At 38.8% G+C, this 20602-nt stretch carries 25 protein-coding genes; 21 read left to right on the forward strand and 4 right to left on the reverse strand.

From position 1 onward, the window contains the following. Positions 1 to 13: 13 nt before the first annotated feature. From IHV11_RS19855 to IHV11_RS19880, 6 genes are all read left to right on the forward strand, one after another. Entirely contained in the window at positions 14 to 364 is a 351-nt protein-coding gene (locus IHV11_RS19855; protein ID WP_197134269.1) for a MerR family transcriptional regulator, read from the forward strand. Next, positions 358 to 819, forward strand: coding sequence for an SRPBCC family protein (locus tag IHV11_RS19860; RefSeq protein WP_197192155.1), 462 nt, complete (start codon positions 358 to 360; stop codon positions 817 to 819). The genes IHV11_RS19855 and IHV11_RS19860 overlap by 7 nt, the downstream gene beginning before the upstream one ends. A 92-nt stretch (positions 820 to 911) precedes the next feature. After that, positions 912 to 1334, forward strand: a complete 423-nt coding sequence (locus IHV11_RS19865) for a pyridoxamine 5'-phosphate oxidase family protein (protein ID WP_153236608.1) — start codon at positions 912 to 914, stop codon at positions 1332 to 1334. An 89-nt stretch (positions 1335 to 1423) separates the two neighbouring features. Further along, positions 1424 to 1918, forward strand: a complete 495-nt coding sequence (locus IHV11_RS19870) for a hypothetical protein (RefSeq protein ID WP_197195994.1) — start codon at positions 1424 to 1426, stop codon at positions 1916 to 1918. A 9-nt stretch (positions 1919 to 1927) separates the two neighbouring features. Further along, positions 1928 to 2782, forward strand: a complete 855-nt coding sequence (locus tag IHV11_RS19875) for an ABC transporter permease subunit (protein WP_197195995.1) — start codon at positions 1928 to 1930, stop codon at positions 2780 to 2782. After that, positions 2779 to 3783: an ABC transporter permease gene (locus IHV11_RS19880; protein WP_197195996.1), complete on the forward strand. Its 1005-nt coding sequence runs from the start codon at positions 2779 to 2781 to the stop codon at positions 3781 to 3783. Before IHV11_RS19875 ends, IHV11_RS19880 begins: the two co-directional genes overlap by 4 nt. Before the next feature lie 63 nt (positions 3784 to 3846). On the opposite strand, the gene IHV11_RS19885 is transcribed toward IHV11_RS19880, so the two are convergent. After that, positions 3847 to 4020 carry a YjcZ family sporulation protein gene (locus IHV11_RS19885; RefSeq protein ID WP_197134286.1) on the reverse strand — a complete coding sequence of 58 codons (174 nt, stop codon included), beginning with the start codon at positions 4018 to 4020 and terminating at the stop codon, positions 3847 to 3849. A 127-nt stretch (positions 4021 to 4147) separates the two neighbouring features. Here IHV11_RS19885 and IHV11_RS19890 point away from each other — a divergent pair, with 127 nt between their 5' ends. Continuing rightward, complete coding sequence (locus IHV11_RS19890) at positions 4148 to 4636, forward strand: DinB family protein (protein ID WP_197195997.1); 489 nt, start codon at positions 4148 to 4150, stop codon at positions 4634 to 4636. Positions 4637 to 4768: 132 nt separating this feature from the next. Further along, a complete protein-coding gene (locus tag IHV11_RS19895) occupies positions 4769 to 5638 on the forward strand; it encodes a metal-dependent hydrolase (protein ID WP_197195998.1) in 870 nt (289 codons plus the stop codon). Between the two features lie 30 nt (positions 5639 to 5668). On the opposite strand, the gene IHV11_RS19900 is transcribed toward IHV11_RS19895, so the two are convergent. Next, positions 5669 to 8083 carry a transglycosylase domain-containing protein gene (locus tag IHV11_RS19900; RefSeq protein ID WP_197195999.1) on the reverse strand — a complete coding sequence of 805 codons (2415 nt, stop codon included), beginning with the start codon at positions 8081 to 8083 and terminating at the stop codon, positions 5669 to 5671. A 111-nt stretch (positions 8084 to 8194) separates the two neighbouring features. On the opposite strand from IHV11_RS19900, the gene IHV11_RS19905 reads away from it, so the two are divergent. The 11 genes from IHV11_RS19905 (at position 8195) to IHV11_RS19955 (ending at position 16898) form a co-directional block, all read left to right on the forward strand. Beyond that, positions 8195 to 8494: a hypothetical protein gene (locus IHV11_RS19905; RefSeq protein ID WP_197196000.1), complete on the forward strand. Its 300-nt coding sequence runs from the start codon at positions 8195 to 8197 to the stop codon at positions 8492 to 8494. Between the two features lie 180 nt (positions 8495 to 8674). Continuing rightward, positions 8675 to 9589, forward strand: a complete 915-nt coding sequence (locus IHV11_RS19910) for a GNAT family N-acetyltransferase (RefSeq protein ID WP_197196001.1) — start codon at positions 8675 to 8677, stop codon at positions 9587 to 9589. 51 nt (positions 9590 to 9640) lie between these two features. Next, on the forward strand, positions 9641 to 10252 hold the full coding sequence (locus IHV11_RS19915) for a TetR/AcrR family transcriptional regulator (RefSeq protein WP_197134304.1): 612 nt from the start codon (positions 9641 to 9643) through the stop codon (positions 10250 to 10252). A 389-nt stretch (positions 10253 to 10641) separates the two neighbouring features. After that, positions 10642 to 11187 carry an RNA polymerase sigma factor SigX gene (locus IHV11_RS19920; RefSeq protein ID WP_197196002.1) on the forward strand — a complete coding sequence of 182 codons (546 nt, stop codon included), beginning with the start codon at positions 10642 to 10644 and terminating at the stop codon, positions 11185 to 11187. Further along, positions 11174 to 12334 carry a GerMN domain-containing protein gene (locus tag IHV11_RS19925; RefSeq protein ID WP_197196003.1) on the forward strand — a complete coding sequence of 387 codons (1161 nt, stop codon included), beginning with the start codon at positions 11174 to 11176 and terminating at the stop codon, positions 12332 to 12334. Before IHV11_RS19920 ends, IHV11_RS19925 begins: the two co-directional genes overlap by 14 nt. Positions 12335 to 12597: 263 nt before the next feature. Continuing rightward, entirely contained in the window at positions 12598 to 13059 is a 462-nt protein-coding gene (locus IHV11_RS19930) for a C40 family peptidase (protein WP_197134313.1), read from the forward strand. 125 nt (positions 13060 to 13184) lie between these two features. After that, positions 13185 to 14150 (forward strand): UV DNA damage repair endonuclease UvsE, encoded by a 966-nt coding sequence (uvsE, locus tag IHV11_RS19935; RefSeq protein ID WP_197196004.1) that lies wholly within the window; start codon positions 13185 to 13187, stop codon positions 14148 to 14150. 161 nt (positions 14151 to 14311) lie between these two features. Next, positions 14312 to 15037: an SDR family NAD(P)-dependent oxidoreductase gene (locus IHV11_RS19940; RefSeq protein ID WP_197196005.1), complete on the forward strand. Its 726-nt coding sequence runs from the start codon at positions 14312 to 14314 to the stop codon at positions 15035 to 15037. Beyond that, positions 15037 to 16062 (forward strand): S-adenosylmethionine:tRNA ribosyltransferase-isomerase, encoded by a 1026-nt coding sequence (locus IHV11_RS19945; protein ID WP_197196006.1) that lies wholly within the window; start codon positions 15037 to 15039, stop codon positions 16060 to 16062. Before IHV11_RS19940 ends, IHV11_RS19945 begins: the two co-directional genes overlap by 1 nt. An 11-nt stretch (positions 16063 to 16073) precedes the next feature. Further along, positions 16074 to 16448 carry a VOC family protein gene (locus tag IHV11_RS19950; protein WP_197196007.1) on the forward strand — a complete coding sequence of 125 codons (375 nt, stop codon included), beginning with the start codon at positions 16074 to 16076 and terminating at the stop codon, positions 16446 to 16448. A gap of 18 nt (positions 16449 to 16466) precedes the next feature. After that, complete coding sequence (locus IHV11_RS19955; protein WP_197196008.1) at positions 16467 to 16898, forward strand: VOC family protein; 432 nt, start codon at positions 16467 to 16469, stop codon at positions 16896 to 16898. Positions 16899 to 16976: 78 nt separating this feature from the next. Here IHV11_RS19955 and IHV11_RS19960 read toward each other — a convergent pair whose 3' ends face one another. Next, the gene (locus IHV11_RS19960) at positions 16977 to 17723 is read right to left on the reverse strand and encodes a metallophosphoesterase family protein (RefSeq protein ID WP_197196009.1); all 747 of its coding nucleotides are present in this window, start codon (positions 17721 to 17723) and stop codon (positions 16977 to 16979) included. 298 nt (positions 17724 to 18021) lie between these two features. Between IHV11_RS19960 and IHV11_RS19965 the strand changes: the two genes are divergently transcribed. Then, positions 18022 to 18198 (forward strand): hypothetical protein, encoded by a 177-nt coding sequence (locus tag IHV11_RS19965; protein WP_197192172.1) that lies wholly within the window; start codon positions 18022 to 18024, stop codon positions 18196 to 18198. 46 nt (positions 18199 to 18244) lie between these two features. Here the strand turns inward: IHV11_RS19965 and IHV11_RS19970 are convergent, their stop codons facing one another. After that, positions 18245 to 20080 carry an LTA synthase family protein gene (locus IHV11_RS19970; RefSeq protein ID WP_197196010.1) on the reverse strand — a complete coding sequence of 612 codons (1836 nt, stop codon included), beginning with the start codon at positions 20078 to 20080 and terminating at the stop codon, positions 18245 to 18247. A 113-nt stretch (positions 20081 to 20193) separates the two neighbouring features. Between IHV11_RS19970 and IHV11_RS19975 the strand changes: the two genes are divergently transcribed. After that, the gene (locus IHV11_RS19975) at positions 20194 to 20595 is read left to right on the forward strand and encodes a VOC family protein (RefSeq protein ID WP_197196011.1); all 402 of its coding nucleotides are present in this window, start codon (positions 20194 to 20196) and stop codon (positions 20593 to 20595) included. Positions 20596 to 20602 lie beyond the last annotated feature (7 nt).

A 20602-nucleotide genomic window follows, 5' to 3' on the forward strand; every position in this document is an offset into this window, starting at 1 on the left:
CGGTGAATGATACATGTATCGAGTAAGTGAGTTTTCAGAAATGACGGGATTGAGCAAAGAGACCCTTAGATATTATGCAGAAGTGAAGTTATTAGAGCCTGTCTATGTCGATCCTAAGAATAAGTATCGATACTACGATAACGGATCTTACTTAATTGCAATGATCCTAGCTCGTTTGAGAACCTTTAACTTCACCATCCAAGAGATGCTTTCTGTTATTGAAGATGAATCCTTCGAGAATCTAGAGCACATATTAAACGAAAAAAAGAGAAATATTCAACAAAAGATAGATGAACTATACGGCACGATAGATGAGATCGATCAATTTTTATTATGGGGAAAGGAAGAGGATGAAAAATGCTAACGTGGAAAGAAGAGAGAACGATACCAGTAAACATTGAAAGAGTTTGGGTGCTTTTTTCTGATGAGAATATTCAAAGGATCATGCCGAACGTTGTAGAGCATACACCAATTGAGAAGAAAGAGGGTGTGGTGGGTTCTACGTACAAGCAGTCCTATAAAGAAGGACGCAGGGTAGAAACGTATATCGTAGAAACGTTGGCATACGAAGATACTGTTAATCGTAAGCATCTGGAAATCGGTTTTAGCTTGGCAAAAGCATTTGAGATTCAAACAGCGTTCACTCTTCTTAAAATGGATGAAAATACGACTCAGTTTGTTTATGAAGGTTCAAATAAAGGCATCAACTTTTTAGGGAAAGTGATGTTAAAAATCGCTGGAGATAAAAACAACAATAAAGTCGTTCATGATTTTATGGAGACCGTTGAAAGAGAAAGCCTAACAAATGCGATAGTGTAAAAACTCTCTGATTCATCTATGTATAACATGATGTTTTATTTTCCATCCTAAAAGGTAGATATAATAGAGCCAAACTTTAAGGAGTGGATGACATGGATAAAGAACAGATGAAAAATAAAGTATTTGAAGTAGTAGACAAAAAACAGACAGGTGTGCTGGCAACGGTAAAGAAGAACAAGCCACATTCTCGCTATATGACCTTCTTCCACGACGAACTCACATTTTACACGCCAACAAGTATCGAGACACATAAAGCGGACGAAATTCAAGATAATCCAAATGTTCACGTACTAGTCGGCTATGATGGAGAAGGATACAACGATCCTTACCTTGAAATCGAAGGAACAGCTACAATTCGAGATGATCAAGGGTTAAAGGAAAAGTTTTGGAACGATCAAATGAAACATTATTTTGAAGGTCCGAATGATCCTAACTATATCTTGCTTGAAATCAAACCAAGCTTGATCCGACTTATGAATGACGGTGAACACGAACCACAAACATTAGAATTATAAAAATAATGGCCTCTCTTTTGAATAAAAGAGGGGCTTTTGTACGTCTAAATTCTTAAAGAAAGACATTTGTAATAAAAAGGGGGATTAGTTTGAAAAAATGGGGGGCTTTATTTATTGCAGGTGTTCTTCTTACGGGGTGCTCTGAAAAAGAAGCTGAAAAGGAATCGAAGACCACGATTAAAGATGCGATCAAAAAAGATCATGTGGTCATTCAAAATCTTTCCGAAAAGGAAACTGAACTGATGACAGGCGCGACTAAAACCGAGCATCTTGTTCCAATGTTCACCTTTTTAGATGATGTAAAAGCAGACAAAGAAAGCAAGCTGCAGATAACGGTCTTTTCTAAAAAAGGTGAATCGACAACGAGTGAATTGCACTATGTGAATAAAGATAAAACGATTTTCAGGAACAACAACAAGACATTCGGTATGCCAACTGGTGAGATTGAATGTAGCTATATTTTGGATTCCCCTCAAAACTTGATGGTAGATGGATGTACAACAGAAGTTTCTACACTATTAGTCGCCCTATTTAGTCCAAGAGATTTTAATCTAGCAAAAGCGGACTATAAAAGTCAGGAATAGGGGTTTATCATGCCGTATATTTTAAAAGATAGTTTTCTATCAATGGTTCTTTCTGTCGTTGGAATTATTCTATTAGGATCTGTTCCCTATATGTTCAGTGGGATGACATTCAACACTAGCGGTTATTTGGATGGAATAACTGAAATGTTTAGAGTCATGCTGAACCCTGAAGAGATCATGTACTTTGCAGAAAGTGGTCCTTATCCGCTCTTTCCAAGCATGTGGGGAATCTATGGATACTCGGTTACCATTCTGTTTGCTGCATTCTTTATAGCGATTATCGTAGCATTATTGTTTGCTCTATTCATATTCATGCTTCCATCGAGCTTAAAGAATAGAATAAGAGTATTTTCATTTGTTTTTGAATCGATTCCAGATGTATTAATCGCGATCGGTATACAGTTCTTTATCGTATGGTTCTTTAAGAAAACGAACATCTTATTATTTCAGATTGTATCTCTGTACGATCAGAAGACGTATTTTGTTCCAATTTTATGCTTAACCATTTTGCCGACCTTTCTTATTTTGCGGATTCTATTATTAAACATAGAAGAAGAGTACGGAAAGCTTTACGTAGATACGGCAAGAAGTAAAGGAATGGGCCGCTTTCGAATCTTATGGCGCCATGTTCTTCCAAATACGTTGCTAAGTGTATTTCACCAGTCACGAAATATATTATGGTTTATGCTATCCAACCTGCTGATGATCGAATTTCTGTTTAATATTTATGGCATTACATCACTGATTAGGACTAGTGGAAATCCGGCAGTCTTTACGATCTCCATGCTGCTGCTATTTGTTCCGATGTTTCTTTTTTTCACATTGTTACGAGTGATCACGTTTAAGTGGGTTGGTGAAAAATGATTAAAAATATATGGAAAGATCCTTTCTTTATTGTAGGATTCTTGTTTGTGTTTGGCCTTTTGATCGCTAGTTTCTATCATGAAATCGTGCTGGATAATGAAATTTATGAAGAACAGTATATACACGATGAAGAGGGAATGCCCAAAGAAAAGGCGCCTTTTGAACCGTCCAGTCTTTACTGGTTTGGCAGTGACCGGATGGGAGCTGATCTGTTCTCTCAGATTATATCTGGAGCCAAATACACGATTGGTATCGCGCTAGTCGTCAGCTTGCTTAGGGTCGGTCTATCATTCATCGGATCGTTTCTTTTGTGGAGAGCGGGAAGAGTGATGCCGTTTATAAAAGGATTATCTCAATCGTTCTATTACATTCCGTCAGCGTTGTTAATCTTTTTTATTGTAGGACCGATAATACAATTAGAAAACTACACATTTTGGGAGAAAGCATTTTTTGAGATGCTGTTAATTATAGCTATCGCTGTTCCGAACACGTCTATTCTAATAAAAGAAGAGATTAACCTGATCGAAAAAGAAGAGTTTATTACAAGCGCTAAATTAATGGGAGGTTCAAGAGTAAGAATTCTATCAAAACACATACTGCCCCATCTATGGCCAAAGCTGTTATTGATCTATGTACAACAAGTGATTGCTGTCCTCCTTTTGTTAGCTCACCTAGGAATATTAGGCGTATTCTTTGGAGGAACAACGATGAGGGAGTTTACAACGGAATATGAAATACCAGTATCAGACTCCAATGAATGGTCAGGGCTGATAGGAGGGTATTATTATCAGCTTCGTTTAGCACCATGGCTCGTGTTCTTTCCAGTGTTCAGTTTTGCCGCTGTCATATTAGCATTTAATTTTATGGGAGAGGGCATCAAACGGTCAGTGAACAAGCTGCCTATCCCCAAAAAGGTGAAAAGCAAGGGTGAACGAAAGCCAAACATTAGCTTGGTAGAAAAAAATTCATTTGTATTTTTATCACGAAAGAAGACAGGTTGAACCAGCACATGATTCCAAATTAAAAAGGCAAAGAGCATAGACTCTTGCCTTTTTAACGAACTACTATCTCAACGTCGCACCGATGATGATGAGAAGGATAAATAGCACGACAATTAAAGCGAAAACTCCGCTTCCGCCGCCGTAACCACCGTAGCCATAACCACATGGAGTGCAGGAACCATATCCGTAACCTGGATAGCCCCAGTTACGTTGTTGTTTTTGTCTTTTTCCAAACATGCTGTAAGTCCTCCTTCTTTCTTGTGCCTTATGCTTTCATCTTAGTGTATGTCCCAGAAGAAGGAGTGACATGGACAAAATCCTATTAAAATGAAAAAGTTTAATGAAATGCTAGGAGGACATGCTAATGAGTGAAGTGATTAAGCAGTATAGCAGTTTAGTGAATTGGCTCGAGGAACTTAGAAGAATGCCTGAAGAATATTGGTTAGAGCCTATTCATGAAGGTAAGTGGTCTACAGGTGAAATCATCGCCCATCTAAAAGCGTGGGATGTCTTTGTTTGGGATGAAAGACTTTCTTATTTTTTAAAGAAATCGAACACTCCGCCAAAAAAAGGGGATGTAGAAGAAATAAACCTAAATGCTGCCCATGAAGCAAAATCGGGTATCTCTAAGAATGCTTTAATTGATGAAGTGATTGAATGCCGACTCGTTTTAGCTAGGAAACTTCAAGAAGTGCCGAATGCTATATGGGAAGAGAAAATCCAAATGAGTCATTCATGGGTTTCATTATGTGAATATATCAAGGGATTGGTTGAACACGACAATCATCACAAACAGCAGATTGAAAAATTCCTTTTGAACAAAGGGATTGAACTATCCAAACAAGAAGTGTAAACAAGTAGGAAATAAAGTCGAATTTCCCCGGAAATTATCTTAGGAAATAATGGTAAACTTTAAACGAGCTTCTTTCAAGACAGAAGTTCTTTTTTTCGTTAACATAAAAGAAAAACGAATTAAAGAGGACCTATGGATACAGTAACTCACACATTGTTTGGTTTAACGTTGTATGGCGCTGCGAATAAAATGAATATGGACAAGTCACACAAGAGGGCTTTGTTGTTTACGACAGTGGTCGGCAGTCAGATTCCTGATATAGATGTGGTCGTAAACCTTACAGAAACGGGCCGCATCATGCAGCAAATGTGGCATAGAGGATTAACACACTCTTTTTTCCTCGTTCCTGTTTGGGGCTTTATCATCTATCTTCTTAGCAGGCTTTTATTTAAGGTGAAGGATCGAAGGCTTTTCTACTGGGCGCTTTTGGCCGTGTTTATTCATAATACGAGTGATCTCTTTAACACGTGGGGAACAGGATATCTAGAGCCTTTTTCTAGCTATCGAGTCACATTTGGTACGATTCCAATCGTTGATTTTGTATATTGGTTCTTGATGCTTGCTGGTTTTATCGTTTCAAGAAAAAAAGAGCCATCAGTTCGTTTCAAAGTTTTTCGCGTGGTATGGATTTTGATGGTTGCACATGTTGCGATCCAATCTCTCCAAGGCTATGTGGTCTATAACGAAGCAAAAGAAAAGTATGATGAGGTAGCATTAGCTGCTGGCTTTGTTCCTACTCAGTTTCAAGTGATCGGGAAAAAAGATAGTGAAGTAGAAATTATAAAAGATAGCATTTTTATTGAGCCTGAGATAGAGCATCGATTGGTTTCCAGCGATGAAGCGGATCTAGAGCCGCTGTTTGAAGAGAATCCACGAGCAAAAACACTTTATGATTGGTCTCCATTCGTTGTCGTGGTTGAAGAAGAGGAAAAACTCGGAATCTATGATCCTCGTTTTTATCGTAACGGAGAATCCTTTTTGTATGAATTTATAGAAAAGTAACCCGCTAAAAGTAGCGGGTTACTTTTTTTACTACTGTGTAGTTGTTGTGCCGGTTGTACCACCACCAGCACCAGCTCCTGTTCCTGTTCCCGTACCTGTTCCCGTACCTTCACCATCGTCCGCTGGTGGTGGATCGGTTGGTGGCGGGTCTGTTGTAGGAGGCGGTTCCGTTGGAGGTGGGTCTGGCACTGTCGGTGGATCCTCAGGTTCAGGATCTGTTCCAGGATCATCCGGGTTGTCATCTTGTGGTGGTGGCGGATCGGCCTCATCTTCTGGTTTTGTTGGAGGAGGCTCTGTTTGTTTTTCGTCTTCTTTCTTTTTCTCTTCTTCCTTAACCTTGTCTGAATCTTTCTTTTCGTCTTTATTTTTATCTTCATCATTCTTGTTACTCTTCGCTCGTTCTTTCTTACCTGCTTTTTTGGTCTTAACCGGAGCAGTCATCTCTTTTAGTGATGTACCTTTTACGATCAATTCTTTTGTGACGTTAGAACCACTATTACTTTTCGTTACATAGCCGGTATCTTTATTAATATAGACTTCCTCAACCGACTTTGGCTTAGAAAATCCTGCAGTCTTTTTATCCTTTGAAACTTCTGAGACAATGGATTTAAAGATGTATTTGGCGATCTTTTGGTCTTCAGGTGTTAGGTAGCTCTGAGCTGTTGTTTTGTCATATCCCGTCCATACGGCTGCAGTATAGTTAGTTGTATAACCTGCGAACCAGGAGTCACTAGAGCCCTTCTCAATGTGATCAAGACCATCAGGCATATTCGTCGTTCCCGTCTTTCCTGCAACCTCTAACCCAGGGATAGCGGCAAGCGTTCCTGTTCCTCGGTTAACAACATCTTTTAGCATATCGGTAATCATATATGCCGTGTAATCATGCATGGCTGCAACAGGCTTAGATTCGTACTTCGTTTCATAACCATCCGGATACTTCACACTACGAAGAGTGGTCGGTTTATGATAGACGCCTTGGTTTCCGAATGCTGTATAAGCGCCTGCTAGTTCTAAAGGTGAGGGTCCTTTGCCAAATCCGCCAATCGCATAGGCGGGATGAGCCGTTTTAATCGGAATGCCTAGCTGTTTGGCAAAGCTTACAGCATCTTCTGAGCCAACTTCCATAAAGGTTTTGATCGCAGGAATGTTGTAGGAATGAACGAGTGCTTCTCTCATAGAAACATCTCCATGAAATTCATCATCCCAGTTTCCAGCTTCCCAACCGTCAATCTCTAGCTCCTCATCTTTAATCTGTTTATAGGTAGACCATTTAAACTTTTCTATAGCTGGACCATAATCCAAGATTGGCTTAATGGTCGAGCCCGGCTGGCGTGTAATATCAGTGGCGTAGTTAAAGCCTTTTTCAATGTTTTGGTCACCGCTTGTTCGGTTCCCGCCTAGTGCCCGAATCACACCTGTCTTTGTATCGAGCAGTGCGACACCGGCCTTAAATTTGTCATTTGGATAGTTCACATATTCTTCAGTCGATAACACTTTTTCGGTGTGAGCTTGAGCTTTTGGATCAAGTGTTGTATAAATCTTTAATCCGCCTTCATATATAGAACGTTCAGATACCCCTTTTTCTTTTAATTCTTTAATTACTTGTTGAATAAAGGCATCGTATTTTAATCGCTTTGCTTTTTCCTTTGAGAGGGAGTCTGTTACGGGTGTGTTAACAGCTTCTTCTTTTTGTTCTTTTGTGATTGCGCCATTTTTATACATGAGCTGCAATACGGTATTTCGTCTTTCTTCTGCCACTTTAGGGTGAAGAAAGGGGTCATAACTGCTCGGTCTTTGAGGCAGACCAGCTAAAAGAGCGGCTTCAGCAGGTGATAGCTCTTTCAGCGGTTTATTAAAATATGTCTTTGAAGCTGTTGCTACTCCATAAGCACCGCTTCCAAAGTAAATCTTATTGAGGTACATCTCTAAGATTTGATCTTTAGAGTATTTTTGTTCTAACTGAATAGCAAGGTAGGCCTCTTGCACTTTTCGTTCAAGAGTTTTTTCTGATGACAGGACAGAGTTTTTAACAACTTGCTGTGTGATCGTGCTTGCCCCTTCAGCACCGAATCCGTCTTGTACATTTGCAACGGCAGCTCCGGCAATTCGCTTCACATCAATTCCCATGTGATCTTTAAAGCGAACGTCTTCTGTCGAAATAAATGCTTGTTGTATGAGTTCTGGAATGTTATCGATCTTGACATATTCTCGTCGTTCAGAGCCTGTTACATATGTGATGAACTCATCGTTCATGTCATAAATCATCGATGATTGAGGATCTTTTAAGTCATCCGCTGTTAGATTTGGAGTGCCGTTCACGTATGCATAGATTAAAGCGCCTCCAAATGTCACGCTGGATAAGAAAAGAATCAATGTAACAATAGCTGTTCGCCGAATCCAGACTGAACGTTTTCTTTTTTTACGAAGTACAGACCTTTTCGCCACAGCACTCTTCCTTTCTCTAAGTTACTACTCCTGATTTACCCAATACTTGTAAATATAAAACAGTTTATTAAGGCACACGATGGGGGAAAAGTTAAATAGAGGAGTGGTTCTATGAAAACACAGACAAAAGAAAGAGCTCAGATCATTTACTCCATGTTGGAAGAAATTCATCAAAAAAAGAACATAAATGAAGAACAACTCAATAAGCTAACGGAAGTCGCTCAACTTTTAAAAGAAGATGTTGAGATCGGAGAAAAAACATCTGGTGTGTTAGATGATATGAGTGAATTTGGAGAGAAGGCTCTTCAGTTATCTTCAGAACAACAACTAGACGATTATTTGAAGCAAGAAGATCAAAAGGTAGAAGAGTATTATGATCACTTTAAGATGCTGTTTGAAGAAAAATCATAAAAGTATAAGAAGCTGATATCTTGAATGAACCACTTGATATCAGCTTTTTTATTGATTTTACTAAGCCTTAAGAAACAATACTGTTTTTGTCGAACGATTATGTTGGCCATTGCATCCTTTATTTTATAAAATTTAATAAAACGACCAGTCGTTTTAAAAGAGGATAGAGGAGTGATTGTGGTGTTAGTCATTAAACGATTTAGTGAGTTAACTTTTAATGAAGCGATTTTGTTATGGAACGAATCGTGGAAGCATTATTTCTCAGATATGACCATGGACCTTAATCGATTCATACTAAAGATTGCTGGTGAAGGGATTTCTTTAGAAAAGTCAGTCGTGGCTGTTTACGATGGCAAGTTAGCAGGGTTTGTGCTGAACAGCTTTCGAACGATCAACGGCAAACGATACGTATGGAACGGTGGAACCGCGATTGCTCCAGCTTTTAGAGGGATGGGTGTAGGTAAGAAGCTTATATCGGTCTGCCTAAAGATATACGAAGAAGAGAAAGTTGAAATTGCAAGGCTCGAAGCCATTAAAGAAAATGAAGCTGCTATTAAACTATATGAAAGTATGGGTTATGTGACGTTCGAAGAGCTGACATATCTTCAGCATGAAGGAGTCATTACCACTTGGAACGATACATGTTCAGATGTAAAGGTCAAGGAAGTATCCATGCATGATATACAACAACTGCCTTTTTTTAAATCTACCACCGCATGGCAGACGCAATTTCAAAGTTTAAAAGATTTTATCTGTGTGATTGGGGTAAATGAAGAAGTACCACTCGGATACGCCGTTTATAAAAGAATCTATAAAGAAACGGGAGAGCTTTCTGCTATCCTACTCTATCAATGTGTAATTGATGAGCATGCTTTACAAGAAGCCACAGTTAGAGAACTAGTAAAATCGGTATTCGCACCCGCTGAAGGGTCAGTAAAAAGGATGACGATTAATATTCCTAAAAAAGAGGATCACGTAAACCAACTGCTGCGTAAAACAGGGTTTTCGACGTATGTTGAACAAGTACACATGGAACGTGGAATCAGACAAACGAACGACTATCGAGCGGTGAAAACTTTTTCCGAAATAGACTGAAAACTCTGTTATACTTATCAAGGAAGACGTGTCATAAATGGAGGAAGCATCATGCCTAAAGTTTCAGCTGAGTATAAAGAAGAGAAACGCAACCACATTCTTGAGAGCGCCTTAAAATGCTTCAGTGAAAAGGGATATCAAGCTACGATTATTGACGATATAGTGAAAGATTCAAACATTAGTAAAGGTGCGATCTATAACTATTTTGCGAGCAAAGAAGAGATCTATCTGCAGCTGTTAAAAAAGCGTACAGATGAATTTTTTGAAGATATGGAACAAGAGAACGCCTCTCTTAAAAGTGCTAGCAGAAAGCTTGAAAATCTATTCAAACGTTGGAAAAAGCAAGAGTTAAAAGAAGATGATCAGCAGACGATGCGTGTATATATTGAATTCTGGCTTTATGGATCAAGACAAGAAGATCTACGGTCTATTCTTGCAGCGCGATACAATCGGTTTATCGATTATATTGTAAAAATCATAGTAGAGGGTCAGGAATCGGGAGAAATCAAAAAAGAGCTGGATCCGCAAAATGTATCACGAATTTTTTGGGCTGTTCGTGACGGTAATGTACTTCATTATTCATTTTTAGGAGAAGAAGAACAGTATCGAATTGCTTGGGATACGATTGAAGAGATGTTTTTAAGCTATGTGAAAACGAAATAAAGAGAAGGCACCATATTTTTTGGTGTCTTTTTTATATGTGTTAAGAGATGCTTCAGTAGTGAGGGTCCTAATACATAGACTCGTGGATATATGAAAAACTCGCGGGATTAAATTCAAAACTCTATGGTTCTTCATAAATATTTCTTGAGTAACATTCAAAATACCCCGCTACGTATCGATGCTCTCCCCAAAATACCACCAATATTGCTGGAGGCATATTTACTGGCTAGTTTTGTCTAAGGAGTTCCCCTTTTGTTGGGATTTATCGACCAAATGGTCCTATCGAGATGATATAAAAAAGAGTAGACTTAGAAGTAACATATTTGTAATGTAACTTTTTATAAGAATATTCGACTACATAAATACATAGAGATAGGGGGCCACCCGAAGTGAAAGAAACGTTCGACCGACTGTATGATGAGTACCATACGGCATTATTTCAATTTATCTTCTATATGGTACGAAATCGTGAATCGGCAGAAGATCTTGTGCAAGAGGTTTATATCCGAGTGTTAAACGCTTACGAAAGTTTCGAGGGCAAAAGTTCAGAGAAAACATGGTTGTATTCCATTGCCAGGCACGTGGCCATTGACTGGCTTAGAAAACAATCAAGACGCAACAAACGGTTCCTATTTTTTGATATAAAAGAAAGTGAGAGTTTATTGCGTGATCAGGATCCCCTTCCAGAAGAGTTAGTTGCAAAAAAAGAGTCTTACGGAGATTTATATACAATGATGAAACGTTGTTCACTCGATCAGCAGCAAGTGCTTGTACTTCGGTACATTCAGTCATTATCGATCTCAGAAACTGCGCAAATACTAAGTTGGACCGAAAGTAAAGTGAAGACCACCCAGCACCGGGCTATAAAAGAATTGCGCAAATGGCTGGATCAGCAACCGGGCCTGGAGGAGGAATTGAAAGATGGAACCAATTAAGTGGAACGAAGAAAAAATTGAACAGCATCTTAAGCATTTGCCCCCGATAAGAGACCGCCAATCCAAGCAGGAGCTCTTCTTAAAGGTTCAAGCAAATATTAATTATAAGGACAATAAGGGGAAGCGGCTTCCTTCATGGAGTCTACCAGCCCTAGCTACAGCTTGTGCGCTCGTCATATTTGGTGTTTTTGCCCCAGATCTGATCAAGAACGGTGTGCAGATGGAAAACTCCAAGGTCGCTGAAAACGATAAGATGGAAGGAAAGTCTTTAGATGACTCAGCGGATAAGGATCAAAACTCAGTTGGAATCATGAAAACTGAACCTTCCGTTGCTTATCACGGACCTTATTTGGACAAAAATATAAAAGCAATGAACAAAGACTGGGTGACTGTAGGTTACTTGGATGAACAAGCACAGCTTGTCATACCTGTAAGTTTTTTAACAGATGAAGATTATTACGTCAATAAAGTAAATAAAGAACTTAAAGCATTCAACCCAAGCGATGTTGGGTTAACAAATAGTCCGTTAGAAAAGGCTACAATAACCGAAGAAGAAGAGACGGTCATTGTTGATTTCCCGAAGGATACGATTAACGAAGCAGAAGAACCATTGCTACAAGCACTCATTTCAATGACTTTTGCCAATGAAGGGCAGAAGGCAAAGGTTGAATTTCGCATGAACGGTGAAAATGGGTATGAATTTCCGCGATATGGTACAGTTTCAGAATGGGATCTTCAGGTTCCAGGTGCTCCGCATTTCCGTTATGACGCACCATCAACAGATTCGTTTATCGTAAGTCTGTTTTCAACGGGGATAGACGCTGATTCAATGCCAAAGGAGTTTACAGATGCGCTCGAGATGATGGATGATGAGCAAAAGCGTGGACTTAAGCCATTGTTACCAAAAGATACAGTATTAGGTGTGAAAATTATTAACAAGGATGATGTAGAGGTTACATTTCCTGATTCTATAAAATTATCAGCAGATGATACGGAAGACCTGATGATGATTGATGCTATTCTATTAACAGCTGAGAGCTACGGTTTTGAGTCTGTGAAGTTTAATAACACGAAACTCGATTCAATCGGCCCTTATCAGCTTGATGAAGAGATTGAAGGAGTGACCGGTGCAAACTTCTATCAATGATATACATTGTTGCTTCCCGAAAGTAGTTGATCTCCTCTCCAGGTGCTTCGCTTTCCGCGGGGCAGACAGTGAGCCACATTCGACTGTCATAGACGTAATTTAAAAAGAGAATGCAACAATCTTTTAGAAAAAATTCTAATATAAATACGTTTGTCGAAAAAGGCTGCAATTTGCAGTCTTTTTTCTATGAAAAGAAAGTAACTTAAATTCTGTGGCCGTCGACTAATAGAGTGAAAGAGTTCATTAAAGAGAGGATGTTATTCATGAAACGTTTACTCGTCGCAGTAGTTTCATTAGGACTCGCAGCTCTGTTGATCTTAGGTGGTGTATCTGCAGCAAAAGCATCTCCATCTTATGATCAAGAAGTGACAGAAACGGCTAAACTCTACAAAGGAGCTCCATTTAAATGGGGTGGCACAACACCAAAAGGATTTGATGCATCAGGGTTTACCACATATATATTCAAAACAACAGTAGTGAACAAAAGTTTGCCAAGAACGGCCGCTGATCAGTATAAAGGCGGCACACCCGTTGCAAAAGGAAAAGAAAAATTAGGTGACCTCGTATTTTTCAAAACAAATGGTAAAAGCGTCTCATTTGTAGGCATCTATATGGGGAATAAAGAGTTTATCGCAGCTACTTCAAAAGGTGTACGGATACAGTCACTCGATGCTAAGTACTGGAAGGGAACCTATGTAGGTTCTAAAAGATATTTACCTGAGTAGACATGTGAACTGTCCTTGATGTTGAGGGCAGTTTTTTTTATTTGCATTCTTGTTCAATTCATCATATTGGATAAAAACAAAAGCAATAGGGTCATACTGGTAGTGATGAAAAAGAGGTGTGACAGATGACTATAATTAAGCTTGGTTTTGTGGCGATGAGCATGGAGTTAAAAAATGCTTCTCCGTCCAAAACGATGACCTATAAACAATTCAGCCAGCTGCAGAATAGAGAAGCAGGGTTGAGGAAACTTGAGCGCATATCGCTAGCCAATATAACCAATACGCTACGAGTGTTAAAGCATGCCGTGGCTAACGATGTACGGTTTTATCGAATGACATCTAGGATCATTCCGCTAGCCAATCATAGTGAGCTCTTAGACTGGGATTATATCACTCCTTTACGTGATGCACTTCATGAGATGGGACAATATGCAAAACAACATAATATGAGGTTAGACTTTCACCCGGACCATTTTGTGCTGATCAATTCTCCGAAAAAAGAGATTCTTAAAAATTCTCTAAAGACGCTACAGCTTCACTACAAAATACTTAAAAGCATGGGAATCGATACAGAGCATCGTTGTGTGATGCATGTAGGTGGAAATTATAAAGAAACCGATGTAGCACTTGAGCGCTTCGTGCAGAATTGGGGAAGCGTTCCGTTATCGATTCAAAGAATGATCATGCTTGAGAATGACGATACTTCTTTTACTATGGCGGATGCACTATACCTATGTGAAAAATTGCAGATTCCCCTCGTGTTCGATTATCACCATCACCTTGCATACCATCATGACGAGAACTGGGTACAGCATTGGCCACGCGTAGTAGAGTCTTGGAAAGCATCACCGTTGCCATTGAAGATGCATATCTCCAGTCCAAAGAGCGAGAAGCAATTTAGGAATCATGCTGACTTTGTGGATGTGAATATGTTTTTTGATTTTTTAAAAGAAGTAAAAGGTAGTGTGGAAGAAATAGACTGTATGATTGAATCCAAGAAAAAAGATTTAGCCCTTTTTCAGCTTATGAGGGAAATAAAAGAAAGAAACGATGTTGAAATCATAGATGGAGCATCGTTTAGGCTAAAGTAAAACCTTTGCTACGGCAGAGGTTTTTTTATTTTCCGGGAAATTTGTCGAAAAATTTGTAAATTAAATCGTTGACGAATGAAAAGAAGTGTCACTATAATAAAAATACTTAGTAAACATAAATGTATAAAAAGTATAAAATATAAATTTAGGAGGAACATGAAATGAAAAAAGTAATCATGATAACAGGAGCTTCAAAAGGTTTAGGTAAAGCGCTCTCTCTATATTTTGCCCGGGAAGGTTATAACTTGGCGATATGCGCAAGAAACAAAGATGCCCTTCAAAGTGTGAAGAGTGAAGCGATTCAGCTTGGAGCAGATGTTCTAGCGATAGAAGCAGATATGTCGAAGTCAAAAGATGTAGAACGATTCGTAGCTCTGACAGAAGATCACTTTGGAGTAATAGATGTTTTAATTAACAATGCATCCATCATAGGTCCTAGCCCAATTCCTTATTTACTTGATTATCCAGAACAGGATTTTGAAGAAGTTCTTCGCGTAAATACGATCGGACCATTTTTAGTAACAAGAAGAGTGTTGCCGATCATGCTGCAAAAACAACAGGGAAGCATCATTAATATTACATCAGAAGCGGGAGCAACTGGTTATGCAGGTTGGGGGGCATATGGCATCTCAAAATTTGCACTTGAAGGGTTGACCGAAACATGGGCAGACGAAGTTAGTGAATCTGGTGTACGTGTGAACATGGTTGATCCTGGTGAGATGGATACAGACATGCATGCACGTGCTGTACCAGATTGTGATTATGAGCTTGCAAAGCCTGAAGATCTGACGGCTGTTTTTGGATACTTAGCATCAGATGCCTCTTCCCTCATTACAGGCAAGCGATTTGAAGCACAGATGTTTCAGCTTGAGGGGAGTGAGTTTTAATGGAAACAGCGATGAAGTTTGACGTTCCAGATGAACTAAATGCAATAGAACCACCAGAACGAAGAGGATTACGCAGAGATTATGTGAAAATGATGGTGCTCGACAAAAACACAGGAAAGACAGATCATACACAATTCTACCAACTGGACCGTTATTTGAAAAAAGGTGATCTGCTCGTACTTAACGCGAGCCGAACAGTTCCAGCCGTTTTAAAGAGTCGAAAAGAAGCTGATGGCTCTGAGGTAGAGATCCGACTGGCTCACAGGAAGAATGAATCAATATGGGAAGCACTTCCCGTTAGCGGAACTGTAAAAGAGGGTGATATCATCCGTTTTTCGCCAACATTAACGGCTGCTATTATCGAACAGTCAGAAGACGCACCTTTTGTATCATTAGCCTTTAATCTATGCTGCTCTTCGCTGTTCAACCAAATCTATGATTTAGGAGAACCCGTCAGGTATGAATACATCCAGAAGCCTTGGAATCTAGATTACTATCAAACGGTTTTCGCAACCATTCCAGGGTCTGTAGAGATGCCTTCTGCTGGAAGGGCGTTCAGTTGGGAGCTTCTGTTTCGACTTCAGAAAAAAGGCGTTAAAATCGCTTATATTACGCTTCATACGGGATTGAGTTATTTGCTGGATGATAAGTGGCATAAAGGACCAGATAAAAACTTTGAAAACTATCATATCCCGAATGAAACGGCAGACCTTATTTCTGAAACCAAAAACAATGGAGGTCGCGTCATAGCAATTGGTACAACAGTTGTAAGAACGCTAGAGACAGTCGCTCAGCAAAACGGAAAGGTCCAGGCAGCTAGTGGATGGACGAATCTATATATTACTGAAAATACGAAACTGGCCGTATGTGATGGATTAATTACAGGGATGCATGAACCGGAGGCGAGTCATCTGCAATTGCTTTCTGCATTCGTAGACCGATCCAAGTTATATAAAGCTTACAAGGATGCGATTCAAAAGCGATATCTCTGGCACGAGTTTGGCGATATGAATCTAATTCTGTAAGTGAGAAAATCATGATGCTGCATCATATCGGTCTCTACGTAAGTGATATGAAAAAGTCTAGTGAATTCTATGAAAAGATTCTACCCATTGAAAAGAAAGAAAGTTATATGTGGAACGATACAGAGCTAGATTTTTTAATAGGGGAAGGATTTCAGCTTGAATTGATGCCTAATTCAGGGAGTCATACGGCATCCGGCCATATCGCATTCAGCGTGACTTCTGTAACGGAAAAAATAAAGGAACTATCTCTTAAGGAGATCTTTCTAACAGAAGGACCTTTTGACCTTCCAAACGGTTGGAGAACTGTTTTTTATGAAGGTCCAGACGGAGAAGAGATTGAATTTATACAAACTACCAATCCTATCCCCGAAGATAATATAGAATAAGTTAATAGGAGTAATCAAATGATTAAAGGACTTTATGAAGCACATTTACCGGTAAGTAATCTTAAAACGTCCATAGATTTTTATAAGAAACTAGATTTAGAAATCGCGTATCAACAAGAAAATTTAGTTTTTTTCTGGATTGAGAAAGGAAGAAGTTGGTTAGGGTTATGGGAAACAGACAAGGTTAAAACACCCTATCACCCATCGTTAAGACATATCGCTTTTCAAATAGATAGAGAGGATATGTTAAATATAAAGAGTTGGTTAGAAGAAAGGGCTATAGAAGTCTCTACTAATTTTGGATTTTCACATGAAAAACAACCTTTAGTATTACCTAATAACCCACAAGCTCACGCAGCCATTTATTTTAAAGATCCAGATGGAAATAGCATCGAATTAATGGCTCCTTTAAGACTGGATGTCGAAGAAGAATTTGATGACATTAGATGAATGGAATAAAACAAAATAAATGATTTCTACTACAAAGACGCACAGTAATAAATGAGTCTCAAAAAAAAGAGCTACCTCCTAACTATGGAAAGCTCTCATTAAAAACGCACCATCTGGAACTTCAAGTTCTCTGTAAGTCTTAAACAGATTTGTTTGGTCGTAGGCTACAGATTTAAATTCAATCTTAAGTTCCTTTTCATCTGCGATATAGATGATGGCATAGCGCGCTTCGGCAACCTTATTACATCCTAGTGCACCAGGATTCACTAAATGCGTTTGATTTACCTTAAAGTCGTGAAGGATATGATGATGACCAAATCCTATAAAATCATAGGTGAATAAGCCTTTAAAGAGCTCTTTCATAGCTAAAGAATCAGGTTTACTTACAATCGGCATAAAAGGATCTTCAGATATTGAAGATTCCTTTTTTCCTTGTTTATAAGGATAGTGTGTGATGAGAAAGTGAAAACCTTCTTCCTCAAATGCAAGCTCTCGGGGAAGTGCGTTCAATGTATGAGCATATGTATCTTTAAGCTGGGCAGCAATCCATTGATGATGTTGTTTCGCATGCGAGTGACTCTTAGGGTGAGGCAGACCATATTTTAACGCCAAAATCGATTCATCATGATTTCCCGTAACCATCTTAATAGATGGCAAGTTACATAACCGTTCTAGCACCTCGTTTGTAAACGGACCGATCCCAATCATGTCACCGCCACTAATAAAACGAGAGATTCCCATACGTGTAGCGTCATCAATAACAGCTTGAAGAGCATCTAAATTACCGTGAATATCTGTAAAATAAGCAAAAAGAGGTTTCAACATATTTCCACCTTCAACAAATTATCTTTTATAATAAAATAAGACTGCTTCTTTGCAAAACGCTCTTTTCTAAAAGATTGTTGATTTTTAACTCATTTCCACCTTTGACATTTGATTGGAGTGGAAGGTGCGAGACTCCTACGGGACAGGCGGACAGCTGAGACACTTAAGAGTGAAACGTACGAATGTGGCTCAGCGTCTGCCCCGTGGAAAGCGAGCAGCCTGGAACGGAAATCAACACTTCCAAAAGCAACAAAGTTTTCGAAAACAACCTTATAAAAAGACTTAGGAGGTTAAGAAAATGAGAGTGAAGTTTGCCTTTATTTTAGATTGTATTATTATTTTAGCTGCTCTGTTAAGCATCTTTTACTTAATCTTCATAGGTGAGTGGAGTACCATATTTTTTATTTCGTGTTTAATCCTAGGTCTTAACTCCATAATTAGCATATCAAAAGAAGTAAAAGAAGGTTTTAAATGAATCTTGATAGACACCAAAAAATATAGCCCCTCACAAGGGGCTATATTTATTTTAAGAATCGCAGCAGATCACCATATATGATTCGATCTGACTGATCAAGTTCCTCTTTTGCTTGCTCAATGTATGACTTGCACTTTTCTTCTTCTACAGGTGCTCCAAATGGTTTTACATAACAAGTCTCATTTGTATAAATATAGTTGTCTGTAATGAACGAGCCGTTACGGAGCACGGTTAATTCATGATGATCTTTTGAAAAAAGATCGGTCCCAAAATGAACGTCATCCTTCGACTCAATTCCAAGCAAGTGTAATAGAGTAGGTTTGAGGTCGATCTGTCCGCCAACTGTATCTAACTTTTTGCCTTTTTTTCCTGGAACGTGAATGAATAAGGGTACTTGCTGCAGCTCCACTTGATTGTAAGCGGTAAGCGTTGCTTTGTTCAATACATCTGCCATCGCTTCTTGATGCCGTTCTGATATGCCATAATGGTCCCCATATACAACAACGACTGAATTCTCATATAGTCCAGAGCTCTTCAGTTCTTCAAAAAACTGGCGCAGTGCTTCGTCCGCGTAGCGAACGGTTGTAAAATAGCGGCTAACCGTTCCATCATCTACAGGATAAGGCTCAATCCACTGTTCTTTTTCATGAATTAAATATGGATGATGATTGGTTAGGGTAATAAATCGGGCATAAAAGGGCTGAGGCAGCTTCTTTAAGTATGGTATGGATTGTTTAAAGAAAGGTATATCTTTAAGTCCATAGTTAATCGAGTTATCGTCCGTTACATGATAATATTCTTCACTATAAAACTTGTCATAGCCCATCGTTTTATAGATAACGTCTCGGTTCCAAAAGCTTTTATTATTGCCGTGAAAAACAGCTGAATAATAGCCACTTGATTTTAAAATCTCAGGCATAGCGTTGTATTCATTTAATGGGTGTGTTTGGAAAACAGCACCTCTTGGCAGTGGATATAGGGAATTATCGATTAAAAACTCAGAATCAGATGTCTTTCCCTGTCCTGTTTGATGATAGAAGTTATTAAAATAATAGCTAGATTCAGCAAGTTCATTTAAAAAGGGAGTAACTTCTTTACCGTTTATTTTGTAGTTCAGTACAAAATTTTGGGTGGATTCTAGGGATACCATGATTACGTTTTTCCCTTTTGCAATTCCATAGAGCTCGGGGTTGTTAGCTGTTTCTTTTTTCACATTTGAGAGAATCTCCTCTGCATCCATGTTGCTCGCTAGTGCTTTTTGCATAGAAGACTTCGATTGAAGCATGATGTCGTACAGATGATAATTGAACGTTCCTAAGCTTTTCACAAGTATTTCTCTGTCAAATGTACGGGTTAAAAGCTGTGGTCGGTTAATTTCTGCAAGAATCAAATGAACGGCAAATACAGCCACACCACATAAAAATATTCTTCTGCGATCTACAGGTTTTAATAGATGATCAGCCTTCCATCTTGTCTGCTTTAATAGATATGCTAATAGAAACAAATCAACAAAAAAGAAGATGTCTGTTACATAGACCAGTTCATAAACACTGTTTCCGATATCTCCAACATTCTTGGTTTGAAACAATACCGGGATCGTAAGGAAGTCCGTAAAGAATCGATAATAGACGACGTTCGCATACAAGATAAAACTATAAATGAAGGACAGCCATAGAATGATTCGACGTCTTTTACCAGGTGAAGCAAGGTTAGCTAAACAAAAATAGAGTACGAGAAAACTGAGCGGATTTAAAAATAATAAAATTTCTTGCAGGAAATGATCGATAGGCAGCGTAAATGAAACTTTATAAACAATATAGGTTTTCAACCAAAGCAAAGAAATAGCCAGGAAGATTGCTGCGTGTTTTGTTTTAGGATTCATAAGTATAACCCTCCTGTAGTGAAACGGAAATCTTTACCATTGTAGGCTATTTCTCGAAAGATTAAAAGTGATAGAGGACCTTTTTTTAAGTACAGGAAGAAATAGGAGAAACGATGACAACACTACAAGGCTTCCATCATATCGAAATTAATGTGAAGAATCTGAGGAAAACGAGTGAGTTTTATAAATGGCTGATGCCAGAGTTAGGTTTTTCTCTATATCAGGAATGGGAAAATGGTTTTAGCTTCAAAATAGAATCGTCTTATCTTGTTTTTGTACAAACAGAAGAAATGTATATGGACATCCCTTTTCACCGAAAGCGTTCAGGACTTAATCACCTGGCCTTTTGGGCTAAATCACGTGCGCAAATAGAGCACCTTCGTGTACAATTGAAGAAGAAAAATATTTCCTTTTTATATGAGGACAAGTTTCCTTTTGCAGGTGGAGAAAATCATTATGCTTTATTCTTTGAAGATCCAGATCGATTAAAAATTGAAATCGTTGCGCCGAGGTGAATGAAGA

The organism is Fictibacillus sp. 26RED30, assembly GCF_015903845.1.
Lineage (GTDB): Bacteria > Bacillota > Bacilli > Bacillales > Fictibacillaceae > Fictibacillus > Fictibacillus phosphorivorans.